General features: G+C 64.3%; 28 protein-coding genes. 8 read left to right on the top strand and 20 right to left on the bottom strand.

Annotation, left to right across the window (positions count from 1 at the left end):
• From AC0L3D_RS22745 to AC0L3D_RS22820, 16 genes are all read right to left on the bottom strand, one after another.
• Entirely contained in the window at positions 1–1,614 is a 1,614-nt protein-coding gene (locus tag AC0L3D_RS22745) for a GMC family oxidoreductase (RefSeq protein ID WP_023800498.1), read from the bottom strand.
• Positions 1,611–2,159: a sugar dehydrogenase complex small subunit gene (locus tag AC0L3D_RS22750; protein ID WP_023800499.1), complete on the bottom strand. Its 549-nt coding sequence runs from the start codon at positions 2,157–2,159 to the stop codon at positions 1,611–1,613. The genes AC0L3D_RS22745 and AC0L3D_RS22750 overlap by 4 nt, the downstream gene beginning before the upstream one ends.
• Positions 2,160–2,482: 323 nt before the next feature.
• Positions 2,483–3,613: a D-alanyl-D-alanine-carboxypeptidase/endopeptidase AmpH gene (gene ampH / locus AC0L3D_RS22755; RefSeq protein WP_287260860.1), complete on the bottom strand. Its 1,131-nt coding sequence runs from the start codon at positions 3,611–3,613 to the stop codon at positions 2,483–2,485.
• Between the two features lie 487 nt (positions 3,614–4,100).
• Complete coding sequence (locus AC0L3D_RS22760) at positions 4,101–5,600, bottom strand: helicase HerA domain-containing protein (protein ID WP_473645875.1); 1,500 nt, start codon at positions 5,598–5,600, stop codon at positions 4,101–4,103.
• Positions 5,601–5,705: 105 nt separating this feature from the next.
• Positions 5,706–6,938 carry an arsenite efflux MFS transporter ArsK gene (arsK, locus tag AC0L3D_RS22765; protein WP_473629150.1) on the bottom strand — a complete coding sequence of 411 codons (1,233 nt, stop codon included), beginning with the start codon at positions 6,936–6,938 and terminating at the stop codon, positions 5,706–5,708.
• A complete protein-coding gene (locus tag AC0L3D_RS22770) occupies positions 6,935–8,368 on the bottom strand; it encodes an NAD(P)-binding domain-containing protein (protein WP_473645877.1) in 1,434 nt (477 codons plus the stop codon). The genes arsK and AC0L3D_RS22770 overlap by 4 nt, the downstream gene beginning before the upstream one ends.
• Positions 8,369–8,419: 51 nt before the next feature.
• The gene (locus AC0L3D_RS22775) at positions 8,420–8,740 is read right to left on the bottom strand and encodes an ArsR/SmtB family transcription factor (protein WP_023800502.1); all 321 of its coding nucleotides are present in this window, start codon (positions 8,738–8,740) and stop codon (positions 8,420–8,422) included.
• Between the two features lie 131 nt (positions 8,741–8,871).
• A complete protein-coding gene (arsH, locus tag AC0L3D_RS22780) occupies positions 8,872–9,600 on the bottom strand; it encodes an arsenical resistance protein ArsH (RefSeq protein WP_473645879.1) in 729 nt (242 codons plus the stop codon).
• Positions 9,593–10,015: an arsenate reductase (glutaredoxin) gene (gene arsC, locus AC0L3D_RS22785; protein WP_023800504.1), complete on the bottom strand. Its 423-nt coding sequence runs from the start codon at positions 10,013–10,015 to the stop codon at positions 9,593–9,595. The genes arsH and arsC overlap by 8 nt, the downstream gene beginning before the upstream one ends.
• A complete protein-coding gene (locus AC0L3D_RS22790) occupies positions 10,012–10,701 on the bottom strand; it encodes an aquaporin (RefSeq protein WP_023800505.1) in 690 nt (229 codons plus the stop codon). The genes arsC and AC0L3D_RS22790 overlap by 4 nt, the downstream gene beginning before the upstream one ends.
• A gap of 4 nt (positions 10,702–10,705) precedes the next feature.
• Positions 10,706–11,212 (bottom strand): arsenate reductase ArsC, encoded by a 507-nt coding sequence (locus AC0L3D_RS22795; RefSeq protein WP_023800506.1) that lies wholly within the window; start codon positions 11,210–11,212, stop codon positions 10,706–10,708.
• 16 nt (positions 11,213–11,228) lie between these two features.
• Complete coding sequence (locus tag AC0L3D_RS22800; RefSeq protein WP_077380823.1) at positions 11,229–11,561, bottom strand: ArsR/SmtB family transcription factor; 333 nt, start codon at positions 11,559–11,561, stop codon at positions 11,229–11,231.
• 278 nt (positions 11,562–11,839) lie between these two features.
• Positions 11,840–12,823: a TonB family protein gene (locus tag AC0L3D_RS22805; protein ID WP_023800508.1), complete on the bottom strand. Its 984-nt coding sequence runs from the start codon at positions 12,821–12,823 to the stop codon at positions 11,840–11,842.
• Complete coding sequence (exbD, locus tag AC0L3D_RS22810; RefSeq protein ID WP_473645881.1) at positions 12,823–13,281, bottom strand: TonB system transport protein ExbD; 459 nt, start codon at positions 13,279–13,281, stop codon at positions 12,823–12,825. The genes AC0L3D_RS22805 and exbD overlap by 1 nt, the downstream gene beginning before the upstream one ends.
• A gap of 15 nt (positions 13,282–13,296) precedes the next feature.
• The gene (exbB, locus tag AC0L3D_RS22815; RefSeq protein ID WP_287057689.1) at positions 13,297–14,256 is read right to left on the bottom strand and encodes a tonB-system energizer ExbB; all 960 of its coding nucleotides are present in this window, start codon (positions 14,254–14,256) and stop codon (positions 13,297–13,299) included.
• 28 nt (positions 14,257–14,284) lie between these two features.
• Complete coding sequence (locus tag AC0L3D_RS22820) at positions 14,285–15,076, bottom strand: ATP-binding cassette domain-containing protein (RefSeq protein ID WP_473645883.1); 792 nt, start codon at positions 15,074–15,076, stop codon at positions 14,285–14,287.
• Between the two features lie 262 nt (positions 15,077–15,338).
• Between AC0L3D_RS22820 and AC0L3D_RS22825 the strand changes: the two genes are divergently transcribed.
• The 6 genes from AC0L3D_RS22825 to fhuB all read left to right on the top strand — a co-directional run bounded on the left by AC0L3D_RS22825 (position 15,339) and on the right by fhuB (position 20,408).
• Positions 15,339–15,866 carry a TonB-dependent receptor plug domain-containing protein gene (locus tag AC0L3D_RS22825; RefSeq protein ID WP_473645884.1) on the top strand — a complete coding sequence of 176 codons (528 nt, stop codon included), beginning with the start codon at positions 15,339–15,341 and terminating at the stop codon, positions 15,864–15,866.
• Between the two features lie 235 nt (positions 15,867–16,101).
• Positions 16,102–16,329, top strand: a complete 228-nt coding sequence (locus AC0L3D_RS22830) for a hypothetical protein (RefSeq protein WP_473629145.1) — start codon at positions 16,102–16,104, stop codon at positions 16,327–16,329.
• 57 nt (positions 16,330–16,386) lie between these two features.
• Positions 16,387–17,481, top strand: a complete 1,095-nt coding sequence (locus AC0L3D_RS22835) for a TonB-dependent siderophore receptor (RefSeq protein ID WP_473645886.1) — start codon at positions 16,387–16,389, stop codon at positions 17,479–17,481.
• A gap of 7 nt (positions 17,482–17,488) precedes the next feature.
• Complete coding sequence (locus AC0L3D_RS22840; protein ID WP_473645888.1) at positions 17,489–18,199, top strand: ABC transporter substrate-binding protein; 711 nt, start codon at positions 17,489–17,491, stop codon at positions 18,197–18,199.
• The gene (locus AC0L3D_RS22845; RefSeq protein ID WP_473645890.1) at positions 18,154–18,369 is read left to right on the top strand and encodes a hypothetical protein; all 216 of its coding nucleotides are present in this window, start codon (positions 18,154–18,156) and stop codon (positions 18,367–18,369) included. Before AC0L3D_RS22840 ends, AC0L3D_RS22845 begins: the two co-directional genes overlap by 46 nt.
• Positions 18,366–20,408 (top strand): Fe(3+)-hydroxamate ABC transporter permease FhuB, encoded by a 2,043-nt coding sequence (gene fhuB / locus AC0L3D_RS22850; protein WP_473645892.1) that lies wholly within the window; start codon positions 18,366–18,368, stop codon positions 20,406–20,408. The genes AC0L3D_RS22845 and fhuB overlap by 4 nt, the downstream gene beginning before the upstream one ends.
• A gap of 7 nt (positions 20,409–20,415) precedes the next feature.
• Here fhuB and AC0L3D_RS22855 read toward each other — a convergent pair whose 3' ends face one another.
• From AC0L3D_RS22855 to AC0L3D_RS22865, 3 genes are all read right to left on the bottom strand, one after another.
• Positions 20,416–21,360 carry an LLM class flavin-dependent oxidoreductase gene (locus AC0L3D_RS22855; RefSeq protein WP_023800515.1) on the bottom strand — a complete coding sequence of 315 codons (945 nt, stop codon included), beginning with the start codon at positions 21,358–21,360 and terminating at the stop codon, positions 20,416–20,418.
• Positions 21,361–21,491: 131 nt separating this feature from the next.
• A complete protein-coding gene (locus AC0L3D_RS22860) occupies positions 21,492–21,647 on the bottom strand; it encodes a hypothetical protein (protein ID WP_023800516.1) in 156 nt (51 codons plus the stop codon).
• Between the two features lie 201 nt (positions 21,648–21,848).
• A complete protein-coding gene (locus AC0L3D_RS22865) occupies positions 21,849–22,241 on the bottom strand; it encodes a hypothetical protein (protein ID WP_023800517.1) in 393 nt (130 codons plus the stop codon).
• Positions 22,242–22,540: 299 nt separating this feature from the next.
• Between AC0L3D_RS22865 and AC0L3D_RS22870 the strand changes: the two genes are divergently transcribed.
• On the top strand, positions 22,541–24,691 hold the full coding sequence (locus tag AC0L3D_RS22870) for a DUF294 nucleotidyltransferase-like domain-containing protein (protein ID WP_473476082.1): 2,151 nt from the start codon (positions 22,541–22,543) through the stop codon (positions 24,689–24,691).
• 6 nt (positions 24,692–24,697) lie between these two features.
• Here the strand turns inward: AC0L3D_RS22870 and AC0L3D_RS22875 are convergent, their stop codons facing one another.
• Entirely contained in the window at positions 24,698–25,330 is a 633-nt protein-coding gene (locus AC0L3D_RS22875; RefSeq protein WP_473629142.1) for a hypothetical protein, read from the bottom strand.
• 301 nt (positions 25,331–25,631) lie between these two features.
• Between AC0L3D_RS22875 and AC0L3D_RS22880 the strand changes: the two genes are divergently transcribed.
• Positions 25,632–25,886, top strand: coding sequence for a DUF4212 domain-containing protein (locus tag AC0L3D_RS22880; protein ID WP_473476078.1), 255 nt, complete (start codon positions 25,632–25,634; stop codon positions 25,884–25,886).
• Positions 25,887–25,891 lie beyond the last annotated feature (5 nt).

The following is a 25,891-nucleotide window of genomic DNA, read 5'->3' on the forward strand; positions in this document are numbered from 1 at the left end:
TTACGCCTTCAGCAGGGAGATGAGATGCGCGCCGAGGCGCGCACTGAGCGCCGCAATGGTGAGCGTGGGCGCATTCGCCGTGATGGACGGGAAGACGGACGAGCCAACGATGTAGAGGTTTGGATGGTCGTGGCTCTTCAGGTCCCTGTCGACGACCGAGGTGAGCGGGTCATCTCCCATGCGTGTCGTGCCGCCCATGATCGCGCTGTCAGCGATCGGGCCGAGCTGCTTGATCTGCGTGGCACCGAGTGCAGCCATGAGCTTGTTCTGCACATCGCGCGCGACCGCCAGCCCGCGCGCCGTGTAATCGTCAGACTTGAAGGCGATGTTCGGCCGCGGAATGCCGATCCCGTCCATCTGATCGCTCAGCGTCACGCGATTGTCCGGATTGGGAAGCATTTCGGCAGAGCTGCCAATGATCAGCTCCCGCGCGACGTGCGAACGGACTGCCGCCTTCAGCGCATCGCCGCGCAGGCCCTGTTTGATGAAGGTCGTCGCAGCCTGGAACGGACCGACCGCCCGCGCCCAGCCCTCATTGGAAGGCGAGATGCCGATGGCCGCACGCTCGTTGCGGAAATCGCCGTCCCGAAGCTCGGCAATGCCACCGGTCGAGACCGGTCCGCGATAGGTGAACACGGGATCCCTGGTCAGTCCCTGAATGCCGACATCGATCTGCGACAGCAGATTGCGGCCGACCTGGTCGGAACTGTTCGCCACGCCCGTCGGCGCATTGTCTCCCGTCGAAAGCAGTAGCAGCTTTGGCGTCTCAATAGTATGCGCCGCGATGACCACAATTTTTCCGGTCGCGCTGCCCTCGCTGCGATCCGGGCGACGGTAACGCACTTCGGCAATGCGTTTGTCCGGACCGACGACTAGCTCGTGCACCACGGCCTGCGGCTCGACATGCGCGCTGGCGCGCTCCGCGATGGCGAGATGATGCGTCGCGTCGTACTTCGCCTGGATGGGGCAGATCGGCACGCAGCTCGCATTGCCGCAGCATTGCGGGCGGCCATCCCGCCACACCGAATTGCGCGCCTGTGGAAATGGCAACACCGAGTAGCCGAGCGCCTTGGCAGCGATGCCGACCTGCTTGTCGGCATAGGTCATGGGGATCGGTGGCATCGGAAACGACTTTGAGCGCGGCGCGCCGAAATCGGCGGTGTCGTCGCCCGCGACGCCGATCTCTTCCTCGGCGGCCTGATACCACGGCTCCATGTCGCCATAGGCGATAGGCCAATCGACGCCGACGCCGAACTTCGAGTGCATCTTGAAATCGTTTGGCCGGAACCGCGCGGCGAGCCCGCCCCAGTGCCACGTGGTGCCGCCGACGATCCTCGCCTGCTGTCCCCTAAAGGTGTCCGGCCCAGCCTCGACATAGTAGGCGGAGAAGTCGGATTCTTCCGGCTGCGGCGCATAGGGCTGGTCGGGGTAAGGCGAATTCTGGCCCTTCGCGGACGAGTACTGGAATCGTGTCACAGCGGTGCCGCGATCGACGCGCGGTCCCGCCTCGAGGAACAGCACGCTGAAGCCTGCTTTCGCGATAGCCGCGCCGGCAAGCGCCGCGGCTACGCCTGAACCGACAAACACGACATCGGCGGACGCCGGCGCGGTCATTCGGAAAACCGTCCGGGCGGCGGTGCGTTCGCCCACGCGCCAAAATTCGTGTCGCATCGCGTCGGCGGCTTGGTGTAACCGCAGGCATGCCAGACGAACGCATCGAGATAGGTAAGGACGCGTTCTTCCGAGCCGTGCATGATGCTACCCGTATACCAGGCTTGGATGAGCGATTCCGACAGCGGTTTCAGCCCCGCCGACGCAACCGCGCTGTCCCATTCTGTCTCGGGCTGTTCTGTCACGATCGCATGCAGTTTTCCGAGATCGGCGGCGTCAGCGGAGAATGCCTGCAGGAACAATTCCGGAAGCGTGGCGTCGCTCGGCGACATGCCCGTCAGTATGCCTGTCAATTCGCGAAACGCGCCGAGGTCGATCGCGCTGCTCAAGGCGACCTGGCTACGGGCCGCGGCGGGCAATCCGAAGAATGCGGCGAGCGTCGAGACGGCAATGAGAAGCTCGCGTCGCCGCACTGTTGCCGGCGCAGAATGATGCGGCGCCGGCTCACCTACCTGCTTGGGCAGACGCGCATCGTCACTGCCAGCCATCGGTACCCTCGAGGCGAGCCTCTGCTGAAACAACGAGGCCGCACGCTTATCTGAAGCTACGGCTCAATCTGAGCTTGGTCAATCGACCCTTTCAAGCTCAGAACAGTCGAGCCAGAGAGCTCCACATTTGAGATCAAAAGCGCCGCTTGGGCCTGACTTTGCACGCGGCGACCTATCATGCGGTGGTCGTCCTCAGGAGGGGATAGCTAAGCCGTCGGCCGGAAATAGCCGATGTCGAGCTTGCCTTGCCACCAAACACGCGGTCCGTCAGGCCCCTCCCCAGCGTTAATCATCGCGCACGTTCCCCCTGATCAGCGCGAAAATCAGCGTGGAGCGATCTCTGCGACGAGATCGTTCGTCGTCTTGACCCCCGCCATGAAGCCGGCGGCATTGAATTCGTTCATGACGAAGAAAGCGCCGACGCCGCGTGTCGGTGCAATCGCAACATAGAGAAACATCCCTTGCAGGCCGCCGCTCTTCTGGAGGATGAGCGGGCTATGCTCGGTGGGGAGCATGATGACCCATCCGAGACCCATGGCGTCCATCGGGCCGCCGTCATCCAGCCCCACCACCGACGCGAGCCCGTCCCGGTACAAAAAAGCCGCGTGGTTCAAAAGCCGCAGCTCGGCATCGGCCGCAGAAGGCTTGTTCTCGACATGCCAGTTCATCCAGCGCAGCAGGTCGTCCGCGGTCGAGTACAATCCACCGGCGCACTCCATGGCTGTGCTCGTCGGCACGATGGGCATGGCGCTGCCGTCGAAGTTATGGCCCTGCATCAGGCGCGGCTCGTCCTCCGGTCTTGCGTTGAAAACCGTGTCTTTCATGCCGAGAGGATCGAGGACACGCTCCCGAAGGAGCTCGGCATACGGCTTTCCAGAGACATTCGCGAGCGCCGCTCCAAGGAGGTCGTATCCGAAGTTCGAATAGAGAACGGCGGTGCCCGGCGCGAACAGCAGCGGATTGTCCTTGAGGGCGGCAATCTGCGCCTCTTTGGTGTTCGTAGAGAAGGGGTCGGAGGGGGGCGCCTCGGCCACTGGCACCTCCCGCGGAAGGCCGGAAGCTTGCGCGACGAGATCGATCAGGCGAAGGGCGCGGCCATCCTTCTCAGGGAGCGTGACGTCCCAGCCAAGGCGATCCTGCAGCCGGTCGGTGAGCTGTACCTTGCCGTCGATCGCCAGCGAGGAAAGCACACTGCCGCAGAACACCTTGCTCACGGATGCGATGCGGAACATTGTGTCGCCGTCGGGCACTTTTTCACTCCCGTCGGCAATCTTGCCGAAACCGGCCAGGGCCGTCTCGCCGTTGCGCACGGCGCCGAAGATCAGGCCAGGCACTTCGGTGGAGAGATACAGGATCGTACCGTTGAACTGCACCGCTTCCGTCAGCAGCTTGTCCTCGGTATGTCCATAAGAGGGAAGGGTGACGGCTGCGATTGCCGTCAAAGCGATGGCCATAAGTCGGCGCGATCGAGACAAACGCATTGCCGAAATCCTTTGAGGAAGCTGCAGAATAAAATCTTCGGAAAAAGGGCCGCCGCGTAGTATCTTACCATCTCTCCAGAAGCAGGAGATGTCAACAGAATGAACCGAAGGGGTAATCGGCGGCGGTAGCGTAGTTTCGGCGGCTATTTGCGCTACAGTCCTGCCGTATTTCTTGTCCTTCGTCAGTTGATCGGGGCTGATCTCTTCATTAGCAAACCGACTCGCGGGTAATTTAGAAGATATGTGAAGCGCCGTCGGCAGGAGGGAGTGCTGTAGCGTCGAACAATTTACAATAGGCGGATCTGCGTCGCGCCAATCGTCGGCGTATGATGAAGACCGGGCAGAAGAGCTGTGGCGGGCCAAGGCCCTAGCTGCGCAAAAAAGACTCGCCGCTGTACCTGCCGCTTGGCCATACATCGCCTTGATGCGTGGCATTTCCCTTGCGCGCTCGGCCGCCGCCTCACACAGCCAAACGCCCCTGCTCCACCCCCGCAGCACCGGGATCCCCCGGCGCCGTCGCCCAGGCCAGTTCGACCAGCGTTACTGTCCGCCTTCCAACCCCGTCGAGCTGGCAGACGATCAGGCCTTGCTCCTCGATATAAGTCAGCAGGCGCCGGGCGCGGCGCAGCGAGTGCGAGCCGTAGGCGCGGGCGATCGCCGCGTCGCTCGGGCAGGGCCAGCCCTCCTTCGCCGCGCGGGCGATCATCATGAACACGCCCTGCATATCCTCGGGCAGCAGCGAGGCGCGCGCCGAGACGTCTTGCCAGGCGTCATCCCCTGCCATGTCGGAGCCGAGGCCGGCGCGGGCGCGCGTCAGCATGCGGCGAAAGGCGGGCAGGTCCGGCACCACCGAGGCGAGGCCTTCTATCCGGCAGCGGACCACGAACTCCTGATAAAGCACGCCGATGACCCGGAAGCCCGCGTCGGGCTGCGCCAGAACGGCGTGCAGGACACGGTCGACGCGCTCACGCCGCTCCGCCAGATCCTCGGCGCTGATCGGCGGCTCCGACGGTTCGGGGCGGATTTCCAGCGCCGCCGACTTCGCCGCCATCAGCTGATCGAGAAGGTCCGGCGACGACCGGCGCTGCGGCCGGACAGTTTCCGGCGGCGGTGCTGCCAGGATGATGGCGCGGGCGTCCTCCAATGCCGCTTCCGGAAGCGGCATCAGCCGCGGGGTGCCGTTGCGCGGACTTGTATCGGTCGGGCCGATGCGCAAGCCGAGCGGACGGCGCGACAGCGCCGGGCCGAGCGCCATGAACTGGCCGCGCTCCAGGTCGCGAAAAGCCTCCGCCTGTCGCCGCTCCATGCCCAAAAGGTCGGCGGCGCGCGCCATGTCGATGTCGAGAAAGGTCCGCCCCATGAGGAAATTGGAAGCCTCGGCGGCGACGTTCTTGGCGAGCTTGGCCAGCCGCTGGGTTGCGATGATACCGGCAAGCCCGCGTTTGCGGCCACGGCACATCAAATTGGTCATAGCGCCGAGCGAGAGTTTGCGCGCCTCGTCGGAAACCTCGCCGGCCACTGCCGGCGCGAACAGCTGCGCCTCGTCCACCACCACCAGCATCGGATACCAGTGGTCGCGGGCGACCTCGAAAAGCCCGCCGAGGAAGGCGGCGGCGCGCCGCATCTGGTTCTCAGCGTCGAGCCCCTCGAGATTGAGAACCGTCGAGACGCGGTGGATGCGAGCCCGCTCGCCGGCGCTCTGCAGGCCGCGCTCGGTATGCTCCTCGGCGTCGATCACCAAATGGCCGAAACGGTCGCCCAGCGAGACGAAGTCGCCTTCCGGGTCGATGATGGTCTGCTGCACCCAGGGCGCACTCTGCTCCAGCAGCCGGCGCAGCAGATGGGATTTGCCGGAGCCCGAATTGCCCTGCACCAGCAGGCGCGTCGCCAGCAGCTCCTCAAGATCCAGTGCCGCCGGAGTGCCTGCGGTCGTGTGGCCCATCTCGATCGCAACGGTCATGTCTCGACTCTCCTTGAGGAGAGGGCTTATCAACCGCATCACAGCCCGTCGAGCGCCGATGGCCGGCGGCTCGGTGTTGCGCACAGCTCGACGCGGCGCGCGGCGTCAGTTCGTTGACGTAAGCATCACAGGCGCGAGGGGCTGCCGTCTGATCAGGATGATGGCGAAAAAAGCCAGTATGCCGAGCATGCCTGCTGCAGCGGTGAACCAGAGCGATGGCTGGACGCCCAAGCCTGCCATCGCCATCGCAAGGGCAAATGGCGCAAGGGCTGAAGAGAACTGACGCGCGGCCGTCACCCAGCCGAGCCGGGCGCCGTAGCGCTCCCGTCCGAACAGTTCCAGCGGCAGCGTGCCGCCGACGATGCTGGCGAGGCCCGAGCCCAATCCAAACAGGATGACGAAGGCGATGGCGCCGGCCACCGACGGTGTCGTCGCCAGCAGGACGACAAGGCCGAGCGGCAACAATGTCGCGCCGATCACCGCGAGCCAGGTCTGCGCAAGCCGGCCGCCGAACAGCATGTTGATCAGCCGGCTTGCCACCTGGGACGGGCCGAAAAGCGTGGTGACGACAAGCCCGGCGGAGCCAAGCCCGAGCGCCGCCGTCAGCGGCACCATGTGAACGAGGATCGACGACAGCACGAAACCCTCGATCGCGAAGCCGCCAAGCATGAGCAGAAACACTCTGCTGCGGTCGCGCGCGGTGAAGGCAACCGGTCCGCCCGCCGGGCCGGCGGCAGCAGGTGTCGCCGAAGCGTTTTTGTCCGCCCGACGCGACAGCCGCGCCAGCCAGGCATGGATGGGCAGGCAGATGGCGACATTGATGAACGCAAAGGCCAGATAGACCTCGCGCCAGCTCAGGTATTCGTGCAGTGCTGCCGTCAGCGGCCAGAACAGGGTGGAGGCGAAGCCGGCGATCAGCGTCAGATGGGTGATGCTGCGCTGCGCCCTGGCGCCGCCGATCTGGACGATCGCGACAAAAGCGGCGCTATAGAGCACGAAGGCGGACGCCAGCTCCATCGCCATCAGCGCCAGCACGAAGCTCACCCGGCCGGGTGCTATCGCGCAAGCGACAAGCGCTGCTGCGGCCGCAAGCGAGCCAAAGGCCATCACCCGGCCGGCGCCGAAACGATCGGCCCAGCGCCCGGCTGTCGGCGGAAACAGGCCACCCGCCAGCAGCGACGCCGACAGGGCGCCGAAAACCCATTGTTCCGGCCAGGCAAACTCGAGCGCGATCGACGGCACCAGGATGCTAAAACTGTAATAGAGCGTGCCGTAGCCGATGATCTGCGTCAGCCCCAACGCCCAGAGTGCGGCAGCCGGGATTTTCCGGTCGCTCATGGAGCGGCGATCTCGAGATCGTCGCTGCGCACTGCTGCGATCGCTTGCGTGCTGTCACAGCCGCACCCAGACTTGCCGCTCGCCTTTGCCTTGGCGTCTTCGGCACAGCAGGCATCGACAGCAGCCGGCGCCGGTCCGCCGCAGCAGCCCTGGGACAACGCGCCTGAAAGTGACACCGGCACCGTGCAGACGCCGGTTTTGGGCAACACCAGCTGCACGGCATCGGCGGCAGTCATGTCGCCGGCAAGCGCCGCGGCGACCGAGCGGACCTGCTCATAGCCGGTCAGCAGCAGGAACGTCGGCGCCCGGCCATAGCTTTTGACGCCGACCGTGTAGAAATCGGGCTCGGGGTGGCTGAGTTCGCGATGACCATGCGGCGGGACATCGCCGCAGGAGTGCTCGTTGGGATCAATGAGCGGCCCGAGCGCCTTGACGCCTTCGAGCCATGGATCGAGGTCCAGCCGCAGCTCCCGGGTCAAGGCGAGATCGGGGCGCTGCCCCGTCGCGGCGATGATCCGGTCGACGGGTCCGAGCGTGCGCAATCCGTCTTCTGTCTGGCCTTCGACCATCAGCCGGCCGTCGATCTCGCGAATGGCAACAATGGCAAAGCCCGTGACCAGCCGCACGCGTCCGCTCTCGGCAAGCTGCCGGACATCCGAGCCAAGTTCGCCGCGCGCCGGCAGGGCGTCGGCATCGCCGCCGCCGTAGATGCGGACAAGGTCGGTGCTGCGCGTCACCCATAGTGCCGAGGTGCCGGGCTCGGTTTGCGCGAGCTCCGCCAATTCCAGCAAGGCGTTGGCGGCGGAATGGCCGGCGCCGGCCACCAGTGTCGTGCGGCCCGCATAGAGGTGGCGGTCGCGGCCGAGAACATTTGGTATGCCGTAACCGATGCGATCGCCAAGTTCCGTCTCGCCTTCGGCCGGCAAGCCGCCGGCACCGAGCGGGTTCGGCGTCTGCCAGGTGCCGGACGCATCGATGACGGCACGAGCGCTGTCCCGGCGCGTGCCGTTCGCCGTTTCGACCAGCAGCATGAACGGCCGCGTCTCCCGCGCCTTGCTCAGAACCTTGTCGGCTCCCCAGCGGGAAATGGCGACAACGCGGGCACTGGTCTCCATCGACGGCGCAAGTTCGGCAAGCTTTGCCAGCGGCGCGAGATATTGGTCGACGATTTCATCCGCTGTGGGGAACGCCTCCGGCTCGGGCATTTGCCAGCCGTGGCTCTCGAGAAGTTTTCGGGCGACCGCATCGACACAATAGCGCCATGGCGTGAAAACCCGGACATGACCCCAATCCCGAAGGCTCGAGCCGACAGAAGAACCAGCCTCGTAAACCCTAACCGGAAGGCCACGGCTGACCAGTTGGGCGGCCGCCGCCAGGCCAACAGGTCCGCCGCCGATGATAGCGATCGGGAGATCGTTTTCAGAAACCATGACACCCCTTCTATGTTTCTAGGATTATAGAAATACCAGTCAAAAAAAGAGTTACGCAGCAGCCTCGCCGACAGCAGGGCCGCATGCGGCATCGGCACAACATTCATCGGCAAGAAAGCCAAGGAGATCGTTCATCACAGGGTAATTGGCACGGCAGATCAGCGTCGTTGCCTGACGTTCCTGGGTGACCAGGCCGGTCAGGATAAGCCGGTGGAGATGATGCGACAGGGTCGACGCAGCGATGCCGAGGGCTTCCTGCAGATAACCGACCGGTCGTCCTGTTTCGCCTGCCCGCACCAGCGTGCGATAAAGATTGAGCCGCGTCGGATTGCCGAGCGCTTCGAGCTGTTTTGCTGCTTGTTCGAGTTTCATGGAAATAACGTAGCGCCGAGACAGCGCCGCGTCAATATTATTTCGAAAATTTTCGAATTAATGCATGTCGCGCAAAAGTGTGCAGCGGTTTTGCGATAACGACATGCATAAAACAAGCAGACGCACCCCCCTCAAATCGACCGCTGATTGATCCGCTTGGCAACCGCTTCGGCGCTTTCGACGCGCTCGGAATAACGATCCGTGAGATAGGCGGACCGATCACGCAGGAGCAGCGTGAACTTCACCAGCTCCTCCATCACGTCGACGATCCTGTTATAGTATGGTGACGGCTTCATGCGGCCAGCCGCGTCGAACTCGTTGAAAGCCTTGGCTACCGACGACTGGTTGGGGATGGTGACCATCCGCATCCAGCGGCCGAGGAGACGAAGCTGGTTGACGGCGTTGAAACTCTGCGAGCCGCCCGACACCTGCATCACCGCCAGCGTGCGGCCCTGCGTCGTCCTGACGCCGCCGGCCGAGAGCGGCAGCCAGTCGATCTGCGCCTTCATCACTCCGGTCATCGAGCCATGCCGCTCGGGCGAGCACCAGACCTGCGCTTCCGACCAGATCGACAGGGCTCGCAGTTCCTGGACTTTGGCGTGCTCGGCCGAGGTCGAATCCGGCAGCGGCAGGCCGGACGGATTGTAGATGCGCACCTCGGCGCCGAGGCGGCGCAAAATGCGAGCCGCCTCCTCCGTCGCGAGCCGGGAGTAGGACCGCTCGCGCAGCGAGCCGTAGAGCATCAGCACGCGAGGTTTTTGGATCGACCGCGGCACATCGAGCAGCGCCTGCAGGTCGATCGGCCGGAACTGGTCTTCGTCGACGTTCGGAAGCGAGTCTTCGGGCACCAGGTCAGGCAACGCGCTTGCCCTGCGCGTCGATGACGACCTCGCCGTCTTCCTTGGTGAACGGCCCGATATCCGGATTAGGCAGGATGTCGAGAACCGCTTCGGACGGCCGTGCAAGCATGGTGCCGAGCGGCGTCACCACGATCGGCCGGTTGATCAGGATCGGATGCGCCAGCATGAAATCGACGATCTCGTCGTCGGTCCATTTGGGGTCACCGAGATTGAGTTCGGCGTAAGGCGTACCCTTCTCGCGCAGCAATTGGCGGGGCGTCATTCCCATCGCCTTGATCAGCTCGACCAGCCGTTCGCGCGACGGCGGGTCTTTCAGATATTCGATCACCTCAGGCTCTTCGCCGGACTGCCGGATGATGGCGAGCGTGTTGCGCGAGGTGCCGCAGTCGGGGTTGTGATAGATGGTGATGGTCATTTCGCGGCTCTCATCTGTCTGATTGGCTTGGGCTCAGCGAGCAGCCATCCTGCCAAGGCCATGGCAAGCAGCGCACCCAGCAGCTCGGCGACGATGAACGCCGGCAGGTCAACTGGACGGATGCCCGCGAAGGTGTTTGACACCGCCCGCGCAATGGCGACTGCCGGATTGGCGAACGAGGTCGAGGCCGTGAACCAATAGGCCGCGGTGATGTAGAGCCCGACCAGCCAGGGGATGGCATCCGAACGGAAGCGAAGGCCGGCCAGAATAGTGAAGACCAGGCCGAAAGCAGCCACCAACTCCGCAATCCATTGTCCGTTTCCGGTCCGCACAGTTTGCGAGATCTGCAGAATCGGCAGTTCGAACATGGCGTGCGCCAGCAGCGTTCCGGCGACGCCGCCGACAATCTGTGCGACGACATAGGCCAGTGCAGCGTTGGCTTCGATTTCGCGCCGCAGCGCAAAAACCAGCGTCACCGCCGGATTGAAATGCGCCCCGGAAATCGGTCCCAGTATAGTGATCAGCACCACCAGGATCGCTCCAGTCGGAAGCGTGTTGCCGAGCAAGGAGAGACCCACATCATCCGTCAGACGATCCGCCATGATGCCGGACCCGACGACCGTCGCGACGAGCATCGCCGTGCCGAGCGCTTCCGCGACGATGCGGCGGGACAGGTCTGCCGCCATGATATCAGCCGGCCTTCGGCAGATCGCGGCCGATTTCATCGAGCCGTTTCTGCAGGGCGAGCTTGTCGATGGTGTTCATCGGCAGGCTGACGAAGATCGAGATCCGGTTGTTGAGCATGCGATAGGCTTCGGCAAAGGCCAGATGCTTTTCGGCGTCGGTGCCGTTCACGGCGGCCGGGTCGGGCACGCCCCAATGCGCGGTCATCGGCTGTCCCGGCCAGACCGGGCAGGCTTCATTGGCCGCGTTGTCGCAGACGGTGAAAACGAAATTCATCTCGGGGGCGCCAGGAGCCGCGAATTCCTGCCAGTCTTTCGAGCGGGCGAAGGATGTGTCGTGGTTGAGGGTTTTCAACAGCTGGAGCGCGTAGGGATGGACCTCTCCCTTCGGGTGCGATCCGGCCGAATAGGCCCTGAACCTGCCGGCGCCGACACGGTTGAGGATCGCTTCGGCGAGGATCGACCGTGCCGAATTGCCGGTGCACAGGAAAAGCACGTTGTATGGGTCATTCATGGGGTGGTCCTCCCTTCTAGCAGTTGCAAGTCACGGCCTGAATGACCGGCTGGCAGAGCTCCGGCGCGCCGTTACAGCAATCCTCCATGAGATAGGCAAGCAGATCGCGAAAGCCGGTCATGTCGGCAACGTAGCGGATCGTCCGGCCGTCGCGCTCGGCGCGGACCAGGCCGGCATGGTCGAGAACCTTCAGATGCGCCGACATGGTGTTCTGCACCGCACCGAGGCGCGCGGCGATCTCGCCGGCGGGAACACCATCTGCGCCCGCCCGCACCAGCAGGCGAAACACTTCGAGCCTTGTGTCCTGGCCAAGCGCTGCCAATGCGAGAAGAGCGGTGTTCTTATCCATGTATCCTGGAATCCGGAATTATCGATGTATATGGCCGGCATGTGACAGTCAGATGACATAGGCAAGAGGCCGGCCACTTCTGAGCCGCTGCATTCTTCGGCTGATGTCACGGAATGGATCCCAGGGTCTGCGCCGCGTCGCTTCGCTCCTTGCTCCGCCCTGGGATGACGAAGTGGAGGATGATTCGGCTAATCCTAGAGGTTGGCGGTTTGCCACTGGACCGAATTGTCGACGTTCGCTGCCGGCCCAGACCTGTCAAAATCACTGTGCCGAGGAACTTAGTTGCGCAGGGCGAACGAGAATGGCGCGGTGCGGGTTATGCGGGAGCCGAGTTCCGGCGGCGGCTCCGGCACCGACGCGCCCTGTAATGCGCTGAGCGCCGCGCTATCGAGGTCTGGATCGCCAGAGGAACGAGCCAGCCGGGCGGACAGGACCCGGCCGGATCCGTCGATCGTGAAGGTCACGCTCGGACTGCCTTCAGCGCGCCGGGCCTTCGCCGCCCTTGGATAGTTTGTGTGCCGTCTTATCCATGCACGCAACCGCGAATTCCACCTGTCCGGACTCACGCCGGATCTCGCAGCCGCTGCTTTGGTCGATTTCGGGGCGGCCGCCCTGGCTGCGGATGTCGCAGCGACACTGGCCGTCGTCCGCGGCGGTGCGGCCTTTTCCTTTTTCGGACGCTTTTTGGCTTCTTTGACAGGCTTCTTCGCCTTGACCTCAGCCGGCTCCTTTACCTCAGTCTTTGCCTGTTTCTTTGGCTTGGCCTCGACGGGTTTGTCGACCGGTTTCGGCTGCGGCAGCGGAACGACCACTTCCGGCGTGACGGCTTCGGCAATTTCGGGCACGACCTCCTCGAGCGGCGGCTGGTCGACCCGTTCGGCCACTGTCGGCGGGGTCGGCTCGACCGTGTCGGCCGGAGCGGCCTCCGATGGCTCGGTGACCGGCTCGGCCTGCTCGACGGGTGGTTCGGGCGGAGGCTCCGTTTCGGTTATCTCGGGCTCCTCGGCCGGGCCCGGCTGATCGGGCGCTATCTCATCCGATATCGGTGCCGGCTCGGCCGGCGTGAGCGCCATTGGCGACAGCTCGATCACCTGCGCCTGCGGCGGCCCGCCATCGGGCTCGGCCGGGCGCCAGCTCTGCATCGCATAGCCGACCGCGGCATGCGCCATCAGGACCAGCGCAGCCGCGCCCGCCCACCAGGCGATCTCGCGCGCGCCGAAACGCCGCTGATCGGCCATCGGCAGGGCGGCCGCCGGCGACATTATTGGCCGGTTCCGACTTGCGGCGCCGCGGCATCGCCGGGCGCTGTCTCGAGGCCAACCAGCGCGATCTTCAGATAGCCGGCGCCGCGCAAAAGGTTGATCACCTCCATCAGCTCGCCGTAGCCGACCGCCTTGTCGGCGCGCAGGAAGATGCGCGTCTGCCTGTCGCCTTTTGTCCTGCCGACCAGCGCGGCGGCGAAGGCTGCGCGCGGCACGCTGTCGTTGCCGATCGCCAGGCTGAGATCGTTCTTCAGCGTCAGGAACAGCGGCGTCTCCGGTCGAGGCGCAGGCGTTGCGGTCGAGCCCGGCAGGTCGACATTGACATCCACGGTCGCCAGCGGCGCCGCGACCATGAAGATGATCAGCAGAACCAGGATCACGTCGATGAACGGCGTGACGTTGATCTCGTGATTTTCCTCGAGATCGCCGTCGATGTTCTCTCGAATTCTAGCCGCCATGGCGTCGCTCCGTGTTCATTCCGCGGCCATCTGCTTTGCCGGCGCGACCGTGCGGAAATCCAGATCCCGGCTGACCAGCCGCTCGACCCCTGCCGACGCATCGGCAAGGATCTGCCTGTAGCCGGCTATCGATCGCGCGAAGACGTTGTAGATGACCACCGCCGGGATCGCCGCGACAAGGCCCATCGCCGTGGCCAGCAAGGCTTCCGCAATGCCCGGGGCAACGACGGCGAGGTTGGTGGTCTGCGCCTGCGAGATGCCGATGAAGGCGTTCATGATGCCCCAGACGGTGCCGAACAGGCCGACGAAGGGCGCGGTCGAGCCGATTGTCGCCAGCACGCCGGTGCCGCGCGACATGCGCCGCGCCGCCGCCGCCTCGATGCGCGACAGGCGCGAGGTGACCCGTTCCTTCAGCCCGTCGCCGGACACATGGTCGAGCGAGCCGGCCGAAAGCGCGGTCTCTTCCTCGGCTGCCCGCACCAGCAGGGCGCCAGGACCGTTATTATGGCCAAGCGCGCGCCCGGCCTGGTTCAACGTCGCGGCATTGCCGATCGCTTGTGCCGCGCGGCGGGCGCGCAGCTTGCCGCCTAGGATCTCCAGCGATTTGGCCAGCCATATCGTCCAGGTGACGAAGGACGCAAAAGCCAACCCGATCATCACCGCTTTCACGACGATGTCGGCCGCCATGAACATGCCCCATGGCGACAGGTCACGCGGCAGGGTCAGGGACGTTGCCGTCGAAGGGCCAGTCTCGGTAGGCGTTGTCTCGATAGGTGTTGTCACGCCGGGCTGCGTCGCCGGTGGCGCGGCGGCGTCTGGCGCAGCCTGCCCAGGCACTGGAGCCGGCGCCTCGATCGCCGGGGCCGCGCCCGGTTGCTCCTGGGCGGCTGCCTCCGGTTGCTCCTGGGCGGCTGCGCCGCCGGCCGACAGGATGGCGGATGCGAGCAACGCCGCGAACAAACCATGTCTGGACAAGGGCTTCTTCCTTATTCTCACGGTGGCCTCATTGCACATAGCCGATGCGCTGGCCGGTGACGGGGTGCGCGAACACGCCCATCTCGACACCGAAAATTCCTTTGAGCACGTCGCCCTGCATGATCTGGTCCGGCGTGCCGCGCGTCAGCAGCCTGCCGTCCTTCAGCGCGATCAATTCGTCGCAGTAGCGCGCCGCCATGTTGGGATCGTGCAGCACGACGACGACGCACAGGTCGCGCTTGCGGCTGAGGTCCCTGACCAGCCCCAGCACCTCGACCTGATGGGCGATGTCGAGCGCCGAGATCGGCTCGTCGAGCAGCATGACGCCGGCATTCTGCGCCACCAGCATGGCCAGCCATGCGCGCTGGCGCTCGCCGCCGGATAATTCGTCGACCAGCCGGTCGGTGAAGTCAGCCATATCGGTCAGGACAAGCGCCTCCTCGACATGGCGCCTGTCCTCATGCCCGAAACGACCGAGCGCGCCATGCCAGGGATAGCGGCCGAGCGTCGCCAGTTCGCGCACCGTCAGGCCGGTCGCCGCCGGCGTCGTCTGCGGCAGATAGGCGAGCGCGCGCGCCAGTTCGCGCGCGCCCCACTGCACCAGCGGCCGCTGCGCGAAGGTTATGCCGCCCGAGCTTGCCGGCTGCTGGCGCGCCAGGAGCTTGGTCAGCGTCGACTTGCCCGAGCCGTTGTGCCCGATCAGCCCATAGACGCGCGAGCGTTGCAACTCGAGTGTAACCGGACCGAGCAGCGTCCGCTCGCCGACGGCGAACCGCACCGCTTCGACATGGAAGGCAGTCTGGGCATGAATTCCTGCCACGGTCTCGGCCTCACTCCAGCTTTGCGCGCATTTCGAAATCCGGTTTTCGGCAATCCGGTTTGCGGGCGCCGATGTCCGGTTGACTATGAAACATGAGTTTACTAGTCAACAATGAAGATGACTTTTGAGTCAACAAAATGTCGTGACGCGCCGGATTTGCGTCGAAACACGAAATGTGGAGCGCGCCGAGATGGTCGTTGGTTCAGGTCGCGGAAGAACTTAAAGCGAAGTGACTGCGCGCCGAAACCTGCTGGTCGCGGCGATGTCGCTGCCGGTGCTGCTTGGCGGCGGTCACGCCGTCGCGCAGGAGGCGACCACCACTCTCGACCCGATCAATATTCAGGAACGCGTCGAAAGCGCCTTTGGGACGGTCGACGGCTATGTCGCCACCCAGGGCTCCACCGCTACCAAGACCGAAACACCGCTGATCGAGACGCCGCAGTCGATATCGGTCATCACCAAAGACCAGATGGAAGCGCAGGCGGTGGACAGCCTGAACAGCGCGCTGCGGTATACGCCAGGCGCAACCGGCAATCTCTACGGCACCGACAATCGTGGCCACGGCTTGCAAATACGCGGCATTTCGAACTCCAGCGGCGTTTTCTACAAGGACGGGCTGCAGCTCAAGGAAAGCAATTTCACGCCTGTTCACGGCGCTCGATTCCTACGGTGCCGAACGCTACGAAATCCTGCGCGGGCCGGCATCGGTTCTTTACGGCTAGGCAAGTCCTGGCGGCATCATCAACTATGTCAGCAAGCGTCCGACCGAGGAGAACCTCCGCGAGGTTGAGCTCGGCGCCGGAAGCTTCGACCGCTATGAAGGAAAGTTCGACTTCAGCGGGGCTGTCAACGCCGACAAGTCGCTGCTGTTCCGCCTCACCGGCGCCGCCCACACCGGCGATACGCAGACAGACTTCGTCGAGGACGACCGCATCTTCATCGCGCCGGCGCTGACCTGGCAGCCCGATGCCGATACCAGCCTGACCATCCTCGCCAACTATCAGCGCGACCGGTCCGGCTGGGCGATGCAGTATCTGCCGGCATACGGCACGATCAGGCCGGGCAGGGACGGAAAATACCTGCCGAACAGCATGTTCGTCGGCGAACCGGGCTTCGACACCTACGACAACGACCAGGCGTCGATCGGTTACGAGTTGGATCACCGCCTCAACGAGACGTGGCAGGTTCGCCAGCATGTCCGCTACGTCTATCTGAAGACTATGAGGAAGGCGTCTTCGGCGGCGGGCTTCTGAAATGATGAGGGCGATTATTCCCGCTATGCCGATGCCGGCGGCAGCAGGCTCAGCGGCGTGACCATCGACAACCAGGCGCAGGCCGATTTCGACACTGGGCCGCTCGCCCACACGCTGCTTCTCGGCCTCGACTACAAGCGCTACACCTACCGCGACTATGCCGCCAGCAACGATATGACCGACGATGATTTCAACATATTCGACCCGGCCTATGGCTACCCGGTCGGCGAAATGACGCTCTATACCGACACCGACACCACCCAATCGCAGGTCGGCCTCTACGCACAGGACCAGATCAAGCCGGGCAACTGGCGACTGACGCTGGGCGGCCGCCAGGACTGGGCCGACGCGAAAGTCCACGACAATCTGGCCGGCGCTTTCGGTCCCCGCCAGAAGGACGACGCCTTCACCAGCCGCGCCGGTCTGCTTTATCTCGCCGACAATGGCCTTGCCCCTTATGTCAGCTATTCCGAATCGTTCCAGCCGGTGTCCGGCCCCGACAGCAACGGCAATCCGCTCGTGCCCGAAACCGGCAAGCAGTACGAGGTCGGGCTGAAATACCAGCCGGTCGGCTGGAACGCCTTCGTCACCGTTTCGGCGTTCGACCTGGCCCGGCAGAATGTCGTACGCTATGGCGGTGTTGGCGCGCCCAACGACATCTTCCAGACCGGCGAGATCAGGTCGCGCGGCATCGAGCTGGAAGCTGTTGCGAGCCTCGATTCAGGCTTCGATTTCCGGGCGGCCTATACATATCTCGACACCGAGATCACCAAGGCCACCTCGATCACCGTCGATGACGATAGTGGCGAGACAATCAGCGATGAGGGCAACACCCCATTCGGCGTGCCGGAGCATGCGGCCTCGCTGTGGGCGAATTACACCGTCGGCAGCGGCAAATTGGAAGGCTTCGGGCTCGGCGCCGGCATCCGCTATGTCGGCTCGACCTTCGGCGACGACGCCAACACTTTCAAAGTGCCGGCAGTCACGCTTGTCGATGCCGCACTCCACTACGAATGGAGGAACGCCGAGCTGAACCTCAATGTCAGCAATCTGTTCGACAAGCGCTATGTCGCCTCCTGCTACGCGGAAAGCTTCGGCTGCTTTTATGGCGAGGGTCGCCGGATCAACGGCTCGGTGAAGTACACATGGTGACCCGCGCGTGCAGGCCCGGACCCAATTGGCGCCACTGACGCGGCGCCGGTGCCTGGCCGGCCTGGCCGCGACGAGCCTAGGCCTGCGCGGCGGCCCGGCGCATGCCGCTCCGCCGCCGCGCATCGCCTGCCTCGAATGGACCTCGGCCGAGATGGTCATCTCGCTCGGGATCGGCCCGGTGGCGGTCGCCGACTCAAAAGGTTACCGCGACTGGGTCGCGGGACCGGCTCTTCCTGCCGGCTGCCTCGATCTCGGCTCGCGCGGCGAGCCCAATCTCGAACTGCTCCTCGAACTCAAGCCCGACCTTATCACCGGTGCCTATGGCTATGGGCTGGACGAATCTCCGTTCAGGCGGATCGCGCCGCTGCATACGGTGCCCTTCTACGATGGCACCGCAGCGCCTTATCGCCAGGCCGAGAATGAGACGCTGAAACTTGGCTCAAAACTCGGCCGCGAGGCTGAAGCTCAGCGCCTCATCCAGGCGACGGCGGCGGCCATCGCCCAGATCAGGGCACGTTTTTCACAACGGGCAAAACAGCCGCTCGCGGTGATCAGCATGTTCGACGACCGTCACGTCCGTGTCTACGGCAAGGGCAGTCTGTTCCAGGACGTGCTCGACAGGTTGAGCCTCACCAACGCCTGGACGGCGCCGACCGATAGCTGGGGCTTTCCATGCTGGGCATCGAAGAGCTGGTTGCGATCGGCGAGGCCCGCGTGATTTCCCTCGATCCGATCCCGCCGCATGTGAAGATCAGGATCGACCAGAGCAGCCTCTGGGCGAACCTTCCCTGTGTCAAGGCCGGCAACGTCAGGACAATCCCGCCGGTATGGCCGTTCGGCGGGCTGGCCGCCGCTGCCCGTTTTGCGACGGTTTTGGCCCGGGCATGACCATCATGCAGTCCACGGCCAGCCATCGTGCTCGTTTCAAGGCAGGGATGCTCGTCGCCCTCGTCGGCCTGCCGGCGGTGCTCGCCGCCTATCTCACCGCTGCCGGGCTTTTGCGCCTGTTGCCCGCCGACATGTGGTGGCAGTCGCTCGTGGCGACCGACTTTTCCGATCCGCGGCAGCTGCTTTACCGGCATGCCTTCCTGCCGCGCCTGGCGATCAGCCTGCTGGCCGGCGCGGCGCTCGGCCTGACCGGCGCGCTGCTCCAGCAGCTGCTGCGCAATCCGCTCGCCGAGCCGACGACCATCGGCACCAATGCAGGCGCCACCGTCGCCCTGACGATCGCCACGCTCTACGCGCCGTGGCTGCTGGAGCAAGGTCGCGAATGGATGGCGCTCGCCGGCGGCGCCCTGTCGACGCTGGCGGTTTTGGCTCTGGCCCGGGGCCGGAGTTTCTCGCCGGTCGCGATCATCATTTCCGGCCTGGTGGTCAGCCTCACATGCAGTTCGGCGAGCGCCCTGCTGATGGCGGCCAACCGCGAATATTCCGAGGAACTCTTCCTCTGGCAGAGCGGTTCGCTGATCCAGAACGGCGATGCCGTAGTGCTCGGGTTCGCGCCATGGCTGGCGATGGCCGGCATTGCCGCCTTCCTTCTGCTCCGGCCGCTGCGGCTTCTCGACCTGAGCGACGAGGGAGCCGAAAGCCTCGGAACGAATCCCGCGATGACACGGCTGGCCGGGATGACCGTCGCCGTCGCTCTGAGCAGCATGGTGGTCGCAGCCGTCGGCGTCATCAGCTTCGTGGCGCTTGCGGCGCCGGCGCTGGTCAGGCTCGCCGGCGCACGGACCCTGCGCCAGCGCATGATCTGGGCGCCGCTTGCGGGCGCCATGCTGTTGTGGCTGACCGACCGGCTGGTGCAGGTCCTGCCGTTTACCTCCGAAATCCCGGCAGGCGTGGCGACTGCTTTCCTCGGTGCGCCGCTGCTGTTTCTTCTCCTGCCGAAATTGCGCACCAGCCCGGATCGGGACGGCACCATGCTGGCTTCCGTGCGCAGGCGCAGCGGGTGGCCCTGTCTGCTGCTCGGGCTCGTCGCGATGGCGCTTCTTCTCTGCGCCGCGCTTGTCATCGGGCGAGGCGCGACCGGCTGGCACGTGGCCTCGGCCGCCGAACTTGCCGACCTGCTGCCGCTCAGAGCGCCTCGCATCGTCGTCGCGGTTTGCGCTGGCATGATGCTTGGCGTGGTCGGCACGCTGATGCAGCGGATGACCGGCAATCCGATGGCGGCGCCCGAGGTGCTGGGTATCTCAGGCGGCGCCTCGCTAGGCATACTGCTGCTCTTCGTCGCGACTTCTGATGTCAACCGTCCGGCGATGATCGCGGCCGGTCTCGTCGGGGCGCTGGTCAGCCTGGCGATGGTTTCGCCGACCGCCCGCCGGCAGCCCCTCGCGCCTGATCGGTTGCTGCTTTCCGGGGTCGCCGTGGCGACGATGGCGTCGGCATTCTCGGCGGTGATGCTCGCCAGCGGCGATCCTCGGCTCGATACGCTGATCGGCTGGCTGTCCGGCTCCACCTACCGAGCCACCGCCGCCGATGCCTCAATCGCTGCCGTGACGGCGACTGCTCTGCTCGCCATCGTGCCCCTCACCAGCCGCTGGCTGGAAATCCTGCCGCTTGGAGAAGCCGCCTCGCGCGGGCTCGGGCTTGGCCTGTTTCGCGTGCGGGTCGTCCTCCTGGTGCTTATCTCGGTGCCGACGACAATAGCCACGCTGGTCATCGGGCCGCTGAGCTTCGTCGGATTGATGGCGCCGCACCTGGCCCGCATGCTCGGTCTTCAACGCGCGTTGCCGCAGCTTTTCGCTTCCGCGATGCTTGGCGGGATGATGCTTGTCTCGGCCGACTGGACCGGCCGGATGCTGATTTTCCCGTGGCAGATTCCGGCGGGTTTGCTTGCTGCCCTGGTTGGCGGGCCTTACTTCATGGTGCTGATGTGGAAAGGCCGGCAATGGCCACGCGCTTCGGGTTGGCGACCACAAAGCGCATAGCACGCGCTCAGCCGGCGCGTGCTTCGCGGATCACGCGAGGCGCAAACGCGCCGGGCTGAGGGACATCGGCCTCGCGGCGCGTCAGCGAATTGCGCAGCAGCGCGATCACCTCGCGGCCCGCCGCCGCGATGCCGCCCGGCCTGTCGACACCGACGATCATGAACTCCTCGATTCCCAGGGCAGCATAAGGAAGCAGGGAAAGCGCGACTTGTGTCGGCGGCCCGACAAATTCGACCGCCTTCTGGCAGGAAGCGTTGCCCTCCGAACGGATCCGGACGGGGAGCGCGAAACGCAGCTTGCCGGCCCGACCGTGTTCGGCGGCGGCATTGCGAACCCGCTCCATCAGTTGCCGGATCTCGTCGAGCGAACCCGGCGTCAGCTCGAAGACATCGGCATGCCGCCCGGCGACTCTGAGCGCCGTTCCGGACCGTCCGCCCATGCGGATGCTCACCCCGGCGCTACGCGGCCCCTTGCGCGGCACATAGCCGCCGCTGACGCTGTAGAAGGCGCCTTCATGGTCGAACGGCCTGTCGTTCGACCACAACCGTTTCAGCAGCACCAGATATTCATCGATGCGCTGCCAGACAACCGTATGACCGACCGGGCGTGTTTCGGCATCGTCGTCGTTCAGCGGCTCGCTGAGCATCCTGAGCGACAGCCGACCGCCGCTTTTCGCGTCGAGGGCCGCCAATTGCCGTGCCGCCACCGTCGGGTCGATCACACCAGCCCAATGCGTGAGAACGATCTCGAGCGAAGAAGTGCGGTCCAGCGCCCGGGCGGCAATATCCATATTGGTCAGCAGCCCGGCCGGATCGTCGACGACGATTTTCTGGAAACCGATGTCCTCGATCAGCGACAGCTTTGTCGCGGTTTCCGCGAAATCGTAGAAAAACGGCGCGGTTGGGTCGGCCGGGTGAGTTTTACCGGGAACATGCGTGAACTCGAACGGCATTGCCATCTCCTCCATCACGTTGGGGTCAAGCGCGCGAAAGCGCACCGGGACTCGGTTCATTCAACTCCGATATCGCGAAACGGCAGACAGCTATCCCTTTAGTCAGGCCCGATGACTCGCGGGCTCCAAAGTCAGGGAACAAAACCCAGAACGACCGCCCCGGTGAACACGAACGCAAGGGCAAAGACGAGATAGGCAAAGGCGCCCGCATAGGCCGGCCGCCAAGTCTGCTCGGAACCGAGACTTTGGCCTTTGCGGGCAGTGTGGGTGTTCTGGAAATAGGACATATCGACCTCCGTCTCGGCAGTTAATCTATTAAATCAGTAGACTTTGTCGAGTGCTATTTTCCAGCGATCCTTAGAATGTTTTTCTCCAACCTGAGCACAATTTGGTTTGTTTGCTGCTTAGCGCGGCACTTTCCGAGGCCGATCGGCTCGATGGCAAAACGCCCGGTCGTGCGGGCGGGCAGGGATGGGCGGAGCGGCCGCCTAGTTGGCGGGCGGCCTGTAAGCTTCCAGGCCGAACAGCATCAGCACGAGCGACACAAGGAAGAACCCGACCGCGACGCCGAGCGCGATCCGGGCGTAGAGTCTATAAACGTCGCCCATGATGGTGCCGAACACCCGTCGTGCCGAGGCATCGGCTGGGCGCGATTTCTCATCGAGGTAGAGCCAGACTTCGGTGTGCTTGGGATTTTTGAAGGCTGCGGTCGTGGCTTTCCACATCAGCGCCAGAACCATGGTCAGCGTGAGGAACGCGCCGGAGCGAAATGCAGACACCGGGTTGAAGGAGAATCCGACCATGACACAGCCAATGGCAAGCGAGCCGAACATGACGGCGCGCCCGATGCACCCCACAGCAACCCGCCTGATCTCATCCATCGGCGCCCTCGGCAGCAAGCTCGCCGACAATGTGCGAGCGCTGCGACCGTATCAAATCACTTTAAGGCGAATGTGCCGCCAGGACGGGTATACCTCTGGGAATTCAGCATGGGCGTGCAGGCGCGCGACTCCCCAGCGCAACTTTGCGAACGCAACAGCCTGAAATACGGCCATCGACGCGGCCGGCCGGCGCCCTCTATGTTGCATGGCAAGCCGGATCGAACCTTTCCGCACCGACAGGCGCTGCCTCGGACAGGCATTGTCTGGGCAAGACATCCGGCAGAGGAAGGCTATCGGCTATGCCGAAGGAGACGGAATTGAAGCCGCCGAGCGGCGCGACACCGCTGATAGCAATTGCGGCTGCCGCCGTCGACACCGAAACAACCGGGCCCGACGCCACCAGGGCGCGCGTGGTCCAGATTGGCGCGATCGGCATCGCGCATGGCAAGGTCGTCCGGGAAACTCAGCTCGATCTCCTCATCGATCCCGGTGAAGCAATCCCGTCCGAGGCTTCGCTCGTCCATGGCATCACCGATACCGATGTTGACGGAGCCGGCAGCTTCCCGGATGCATGGGCACAATTCCAGGAGTTCGTCGGCGACCGCATCCTCGTCGGCCATTCGATCGGCTTCGACCTGGCGGTATTGGAACGCGAATGCCGACGCGCCCGATTGCCCTGGAAAAAGCCTCGGGCGCTGTGCGTCCGGCTTCTTGCAACCATAGCAAATCCCAATCTGGCAGACCATTCGCTGGAAACGATCGCCGGATGGCTTCGCCTGGAGATAACCGGCCGGCATTCGGCTCTGGGCGATGCGATTGCGGCCGGAGACATCTTTGCCGCGTTGATTCCGGAGTTGCGCAAACGCAACATCCGAACACTTGGAGAGGCCGAGGTTGCCTGCCTTGCCCTTTCGGACGCTCTCGAAGCCGGCCATCGCGCCGGCTGGGCCGAGCCGGTGTCGCGACCCCAGGCTCCGGCGTTTCAGCCGGTTGATCCCTATGCCTATCGCCATCGCGTCGGCAGCCTCATGAGCAGCCCGCCAGTCGTGGTGAAGTCGACCAAACCGACAAGGCAGGTCATCGACCTCATGGTCAAGCGCAAGATCAGCTCGGTCCTCGTGTCCGAGCGTGGAACGCCGGATCAAGCGATTGAGGCGTATGGCATCGTTACCGAGCGTGACCTGCTGCGCCGCATATCGTCCGACGCCGAGCGGGCTTTTGACATGCCGGTCGGAAAAATCGCGACGCGACCGCTGATAAGCATCCGCGCCGCCGCCTTCGCTTATCGGGCGATCGGCCGCATGGATCGGCTGAAGGTCCGCCACCTCGCCGTCCGCGACGAAGGCGGCATGCTGGTCGGCGTGCTTTCGGCGCGCGACCTGCTGAGGCTTCGCGCCGCCGCTGCCATCGATCTCGACGACACGATCGAACATGCCAGGGATGCCGCCGAACTGGCGGCCAGCTGGTCGATGCTGCCGGGCGTGGTACGATCGCTCATCGGCGAAGCAATCGACCCGCGCGTGGTGGCGGAAATCATCAGCGACGAACTTTGCTCGCTTACCCGCCGCGCCGCGGTGCTTGCCGAACAGCAGATGCAGATAGAAGGTCACGGCCCGCCGCCCTGCGCCTACGCCGTGCTTGTGCTCGGCTCGGGCGGCCGTGGCGAAAGCCTGATGGCCCCCGACCAGGACAACGCAATCGTCTTTGCAGATGGCGAGCCGGATGGGCCCGAAGATCGCTGGTTCAAGAATCTCGGCGCCAGGCTCGCCGACATGCTCGACATCTCAGGCGTGCCGTATTGCAAAGGCGGGGTAATGGCCTCGAATGCCGCATTCCGCGGTAGCCTCTCCACCTGGAAGCGGCGCGTCGAGGATTGGGTTCGCCGCCTGCGGCCTGAGGACCTGCTCAACGTCGATATCGTCTACGACCTGCGACCGGTGCATGGCGACACCGCACTGGCCGCGCAGTTCATCGAATATGCCTATGACCGTGCCCACGCCGAGCCGGTGTTCGCGAAGCTGCTCGGCGAGCAGATGACGACCGGCAGTCCCTTCACTGTCTTTGGCGGCTTTCAGCTTGAAAATGGCCGGCTGGACATCAAGAAGCATGGCCTTTTTCCAATCGTCGCGACCGCACGCACGCTTGCAATTCGCCAAGGCATCCGCGAGCGGAGCACCCGTGCCCGGCTCGAGCAACTGATCGCCCTGGATATTGGCGGCGAGCCCGACATGAAGGCGATGCTGGCCGGCCACGCCATGCTGGTCGGCTTGCTGCTCGCTCAGCAGACGCATGACATCTACGCCGGTATACCGGTATCCAACCGCGTCGAGATCAATGCGCTGGCGCGCGAGCAGCAGGCACAGCTCAAGAGCCTCATCAAGCGCCTTCAGTCGGCACCCGACCTGGTGCGGGACCTGCTGTTCGCATCGCCGGCGACGCTCGGACAGTAAACAAACTCAGCTGCGCGCGGCGCCAAGCAGTTGGTCGACGAGGGCGCTGCGGTCGGCCTTCACCAGGAAATCCTCATGCGCGCGCAGCAGATTCATTCTCAGGAAGTTGAAGATATAGTCGTAATCGTTGGTCAGCAGATTGGGGTGGATCGGTACCATCTCGAAAACCGTTCGCGCCAGCGGCTCGGGGATCTCGCGCACCGGCCGCGGCGGGCCGATCTGGGTGGCGGCGAGGCGCTGGCGGGTGAGCTCGGCGGCGTCCTCCCAGAAAGTGGGGGGCGAGCCCGCCGGAACGGCATATTTGGAGAAGCTTGCCAGGGCGACTTTTTCCAGCGCCGCCGGCAGGCCCCGCTGGCGCAAGCCGGCGGGTTCGCGCAGCGCACCCTCCACCATTTCCGCCATCATGGCGTAACACGCAGGGTAGGCGCGCCAGCGTGAATGGTTCAGCGCCGCCTGGAACTCCTTCTCGCTGAACAGCTTCTGCCAGTAGACTCCTGCCCTGACGCGGCAGAACTCGACGATGCTTTTCTGGGCCAGGAAGGCGGCGCGAGAATCCATGAAGTCAGCCAGTTCGCCGACGCTGACGATCGGCTGCGGCTTGCGCAGGAACTCGGGCAACAAATTGTTCAGCAGGCCCATGGCGCTCTCCTTCGGTCTTGTTTCCAACCGATATTGACCGTTTAGCCCTCGCGACGCCGCACGGCCAGCCCTCTTACCGATTCAAGTCCTCCCACCGATTCTCCAGTCCTCTCACCGATTCTAAAGTCGTATGAACAGGCGCGACAAGAAGTGATACTCATACAAAGTTACGGTCGGCTGATTCTATACCTGGCCGCGACCTATGCCGGAGGGCTTCCGCGTCAGCGGAAGAGGCAAGCTTTAAACGGCGCCTTGCGGTCGAGACGGTTCGCAAGCTGCCAATCAAGGGAGGGTTCAAGCTATGGCGACGCCAGACCGCGTAAGTTATTGGAACAAGACCAGGGGCCTCATGTTTACCATGCTGGGTCTGTGGGTATTCTTCGGTTACGTCATCCACATGTTCGTGGAGCAGCTCAACACCATCGTCATATTTGGCTTTCCGCTCGGCTTCTACATGGCCGCTCAGGGTTCGCTCATCGCCTTCGTCGTCATGCTGTTCTGGTTCGCACGGCGCCAGAACGCAATCGACGAAGAGCATGGAGTCCATGAAGAATGATCGGG

It is taken from the genome of Mesorhizobium sp. WSM4837, assembly GCF_055811435.1.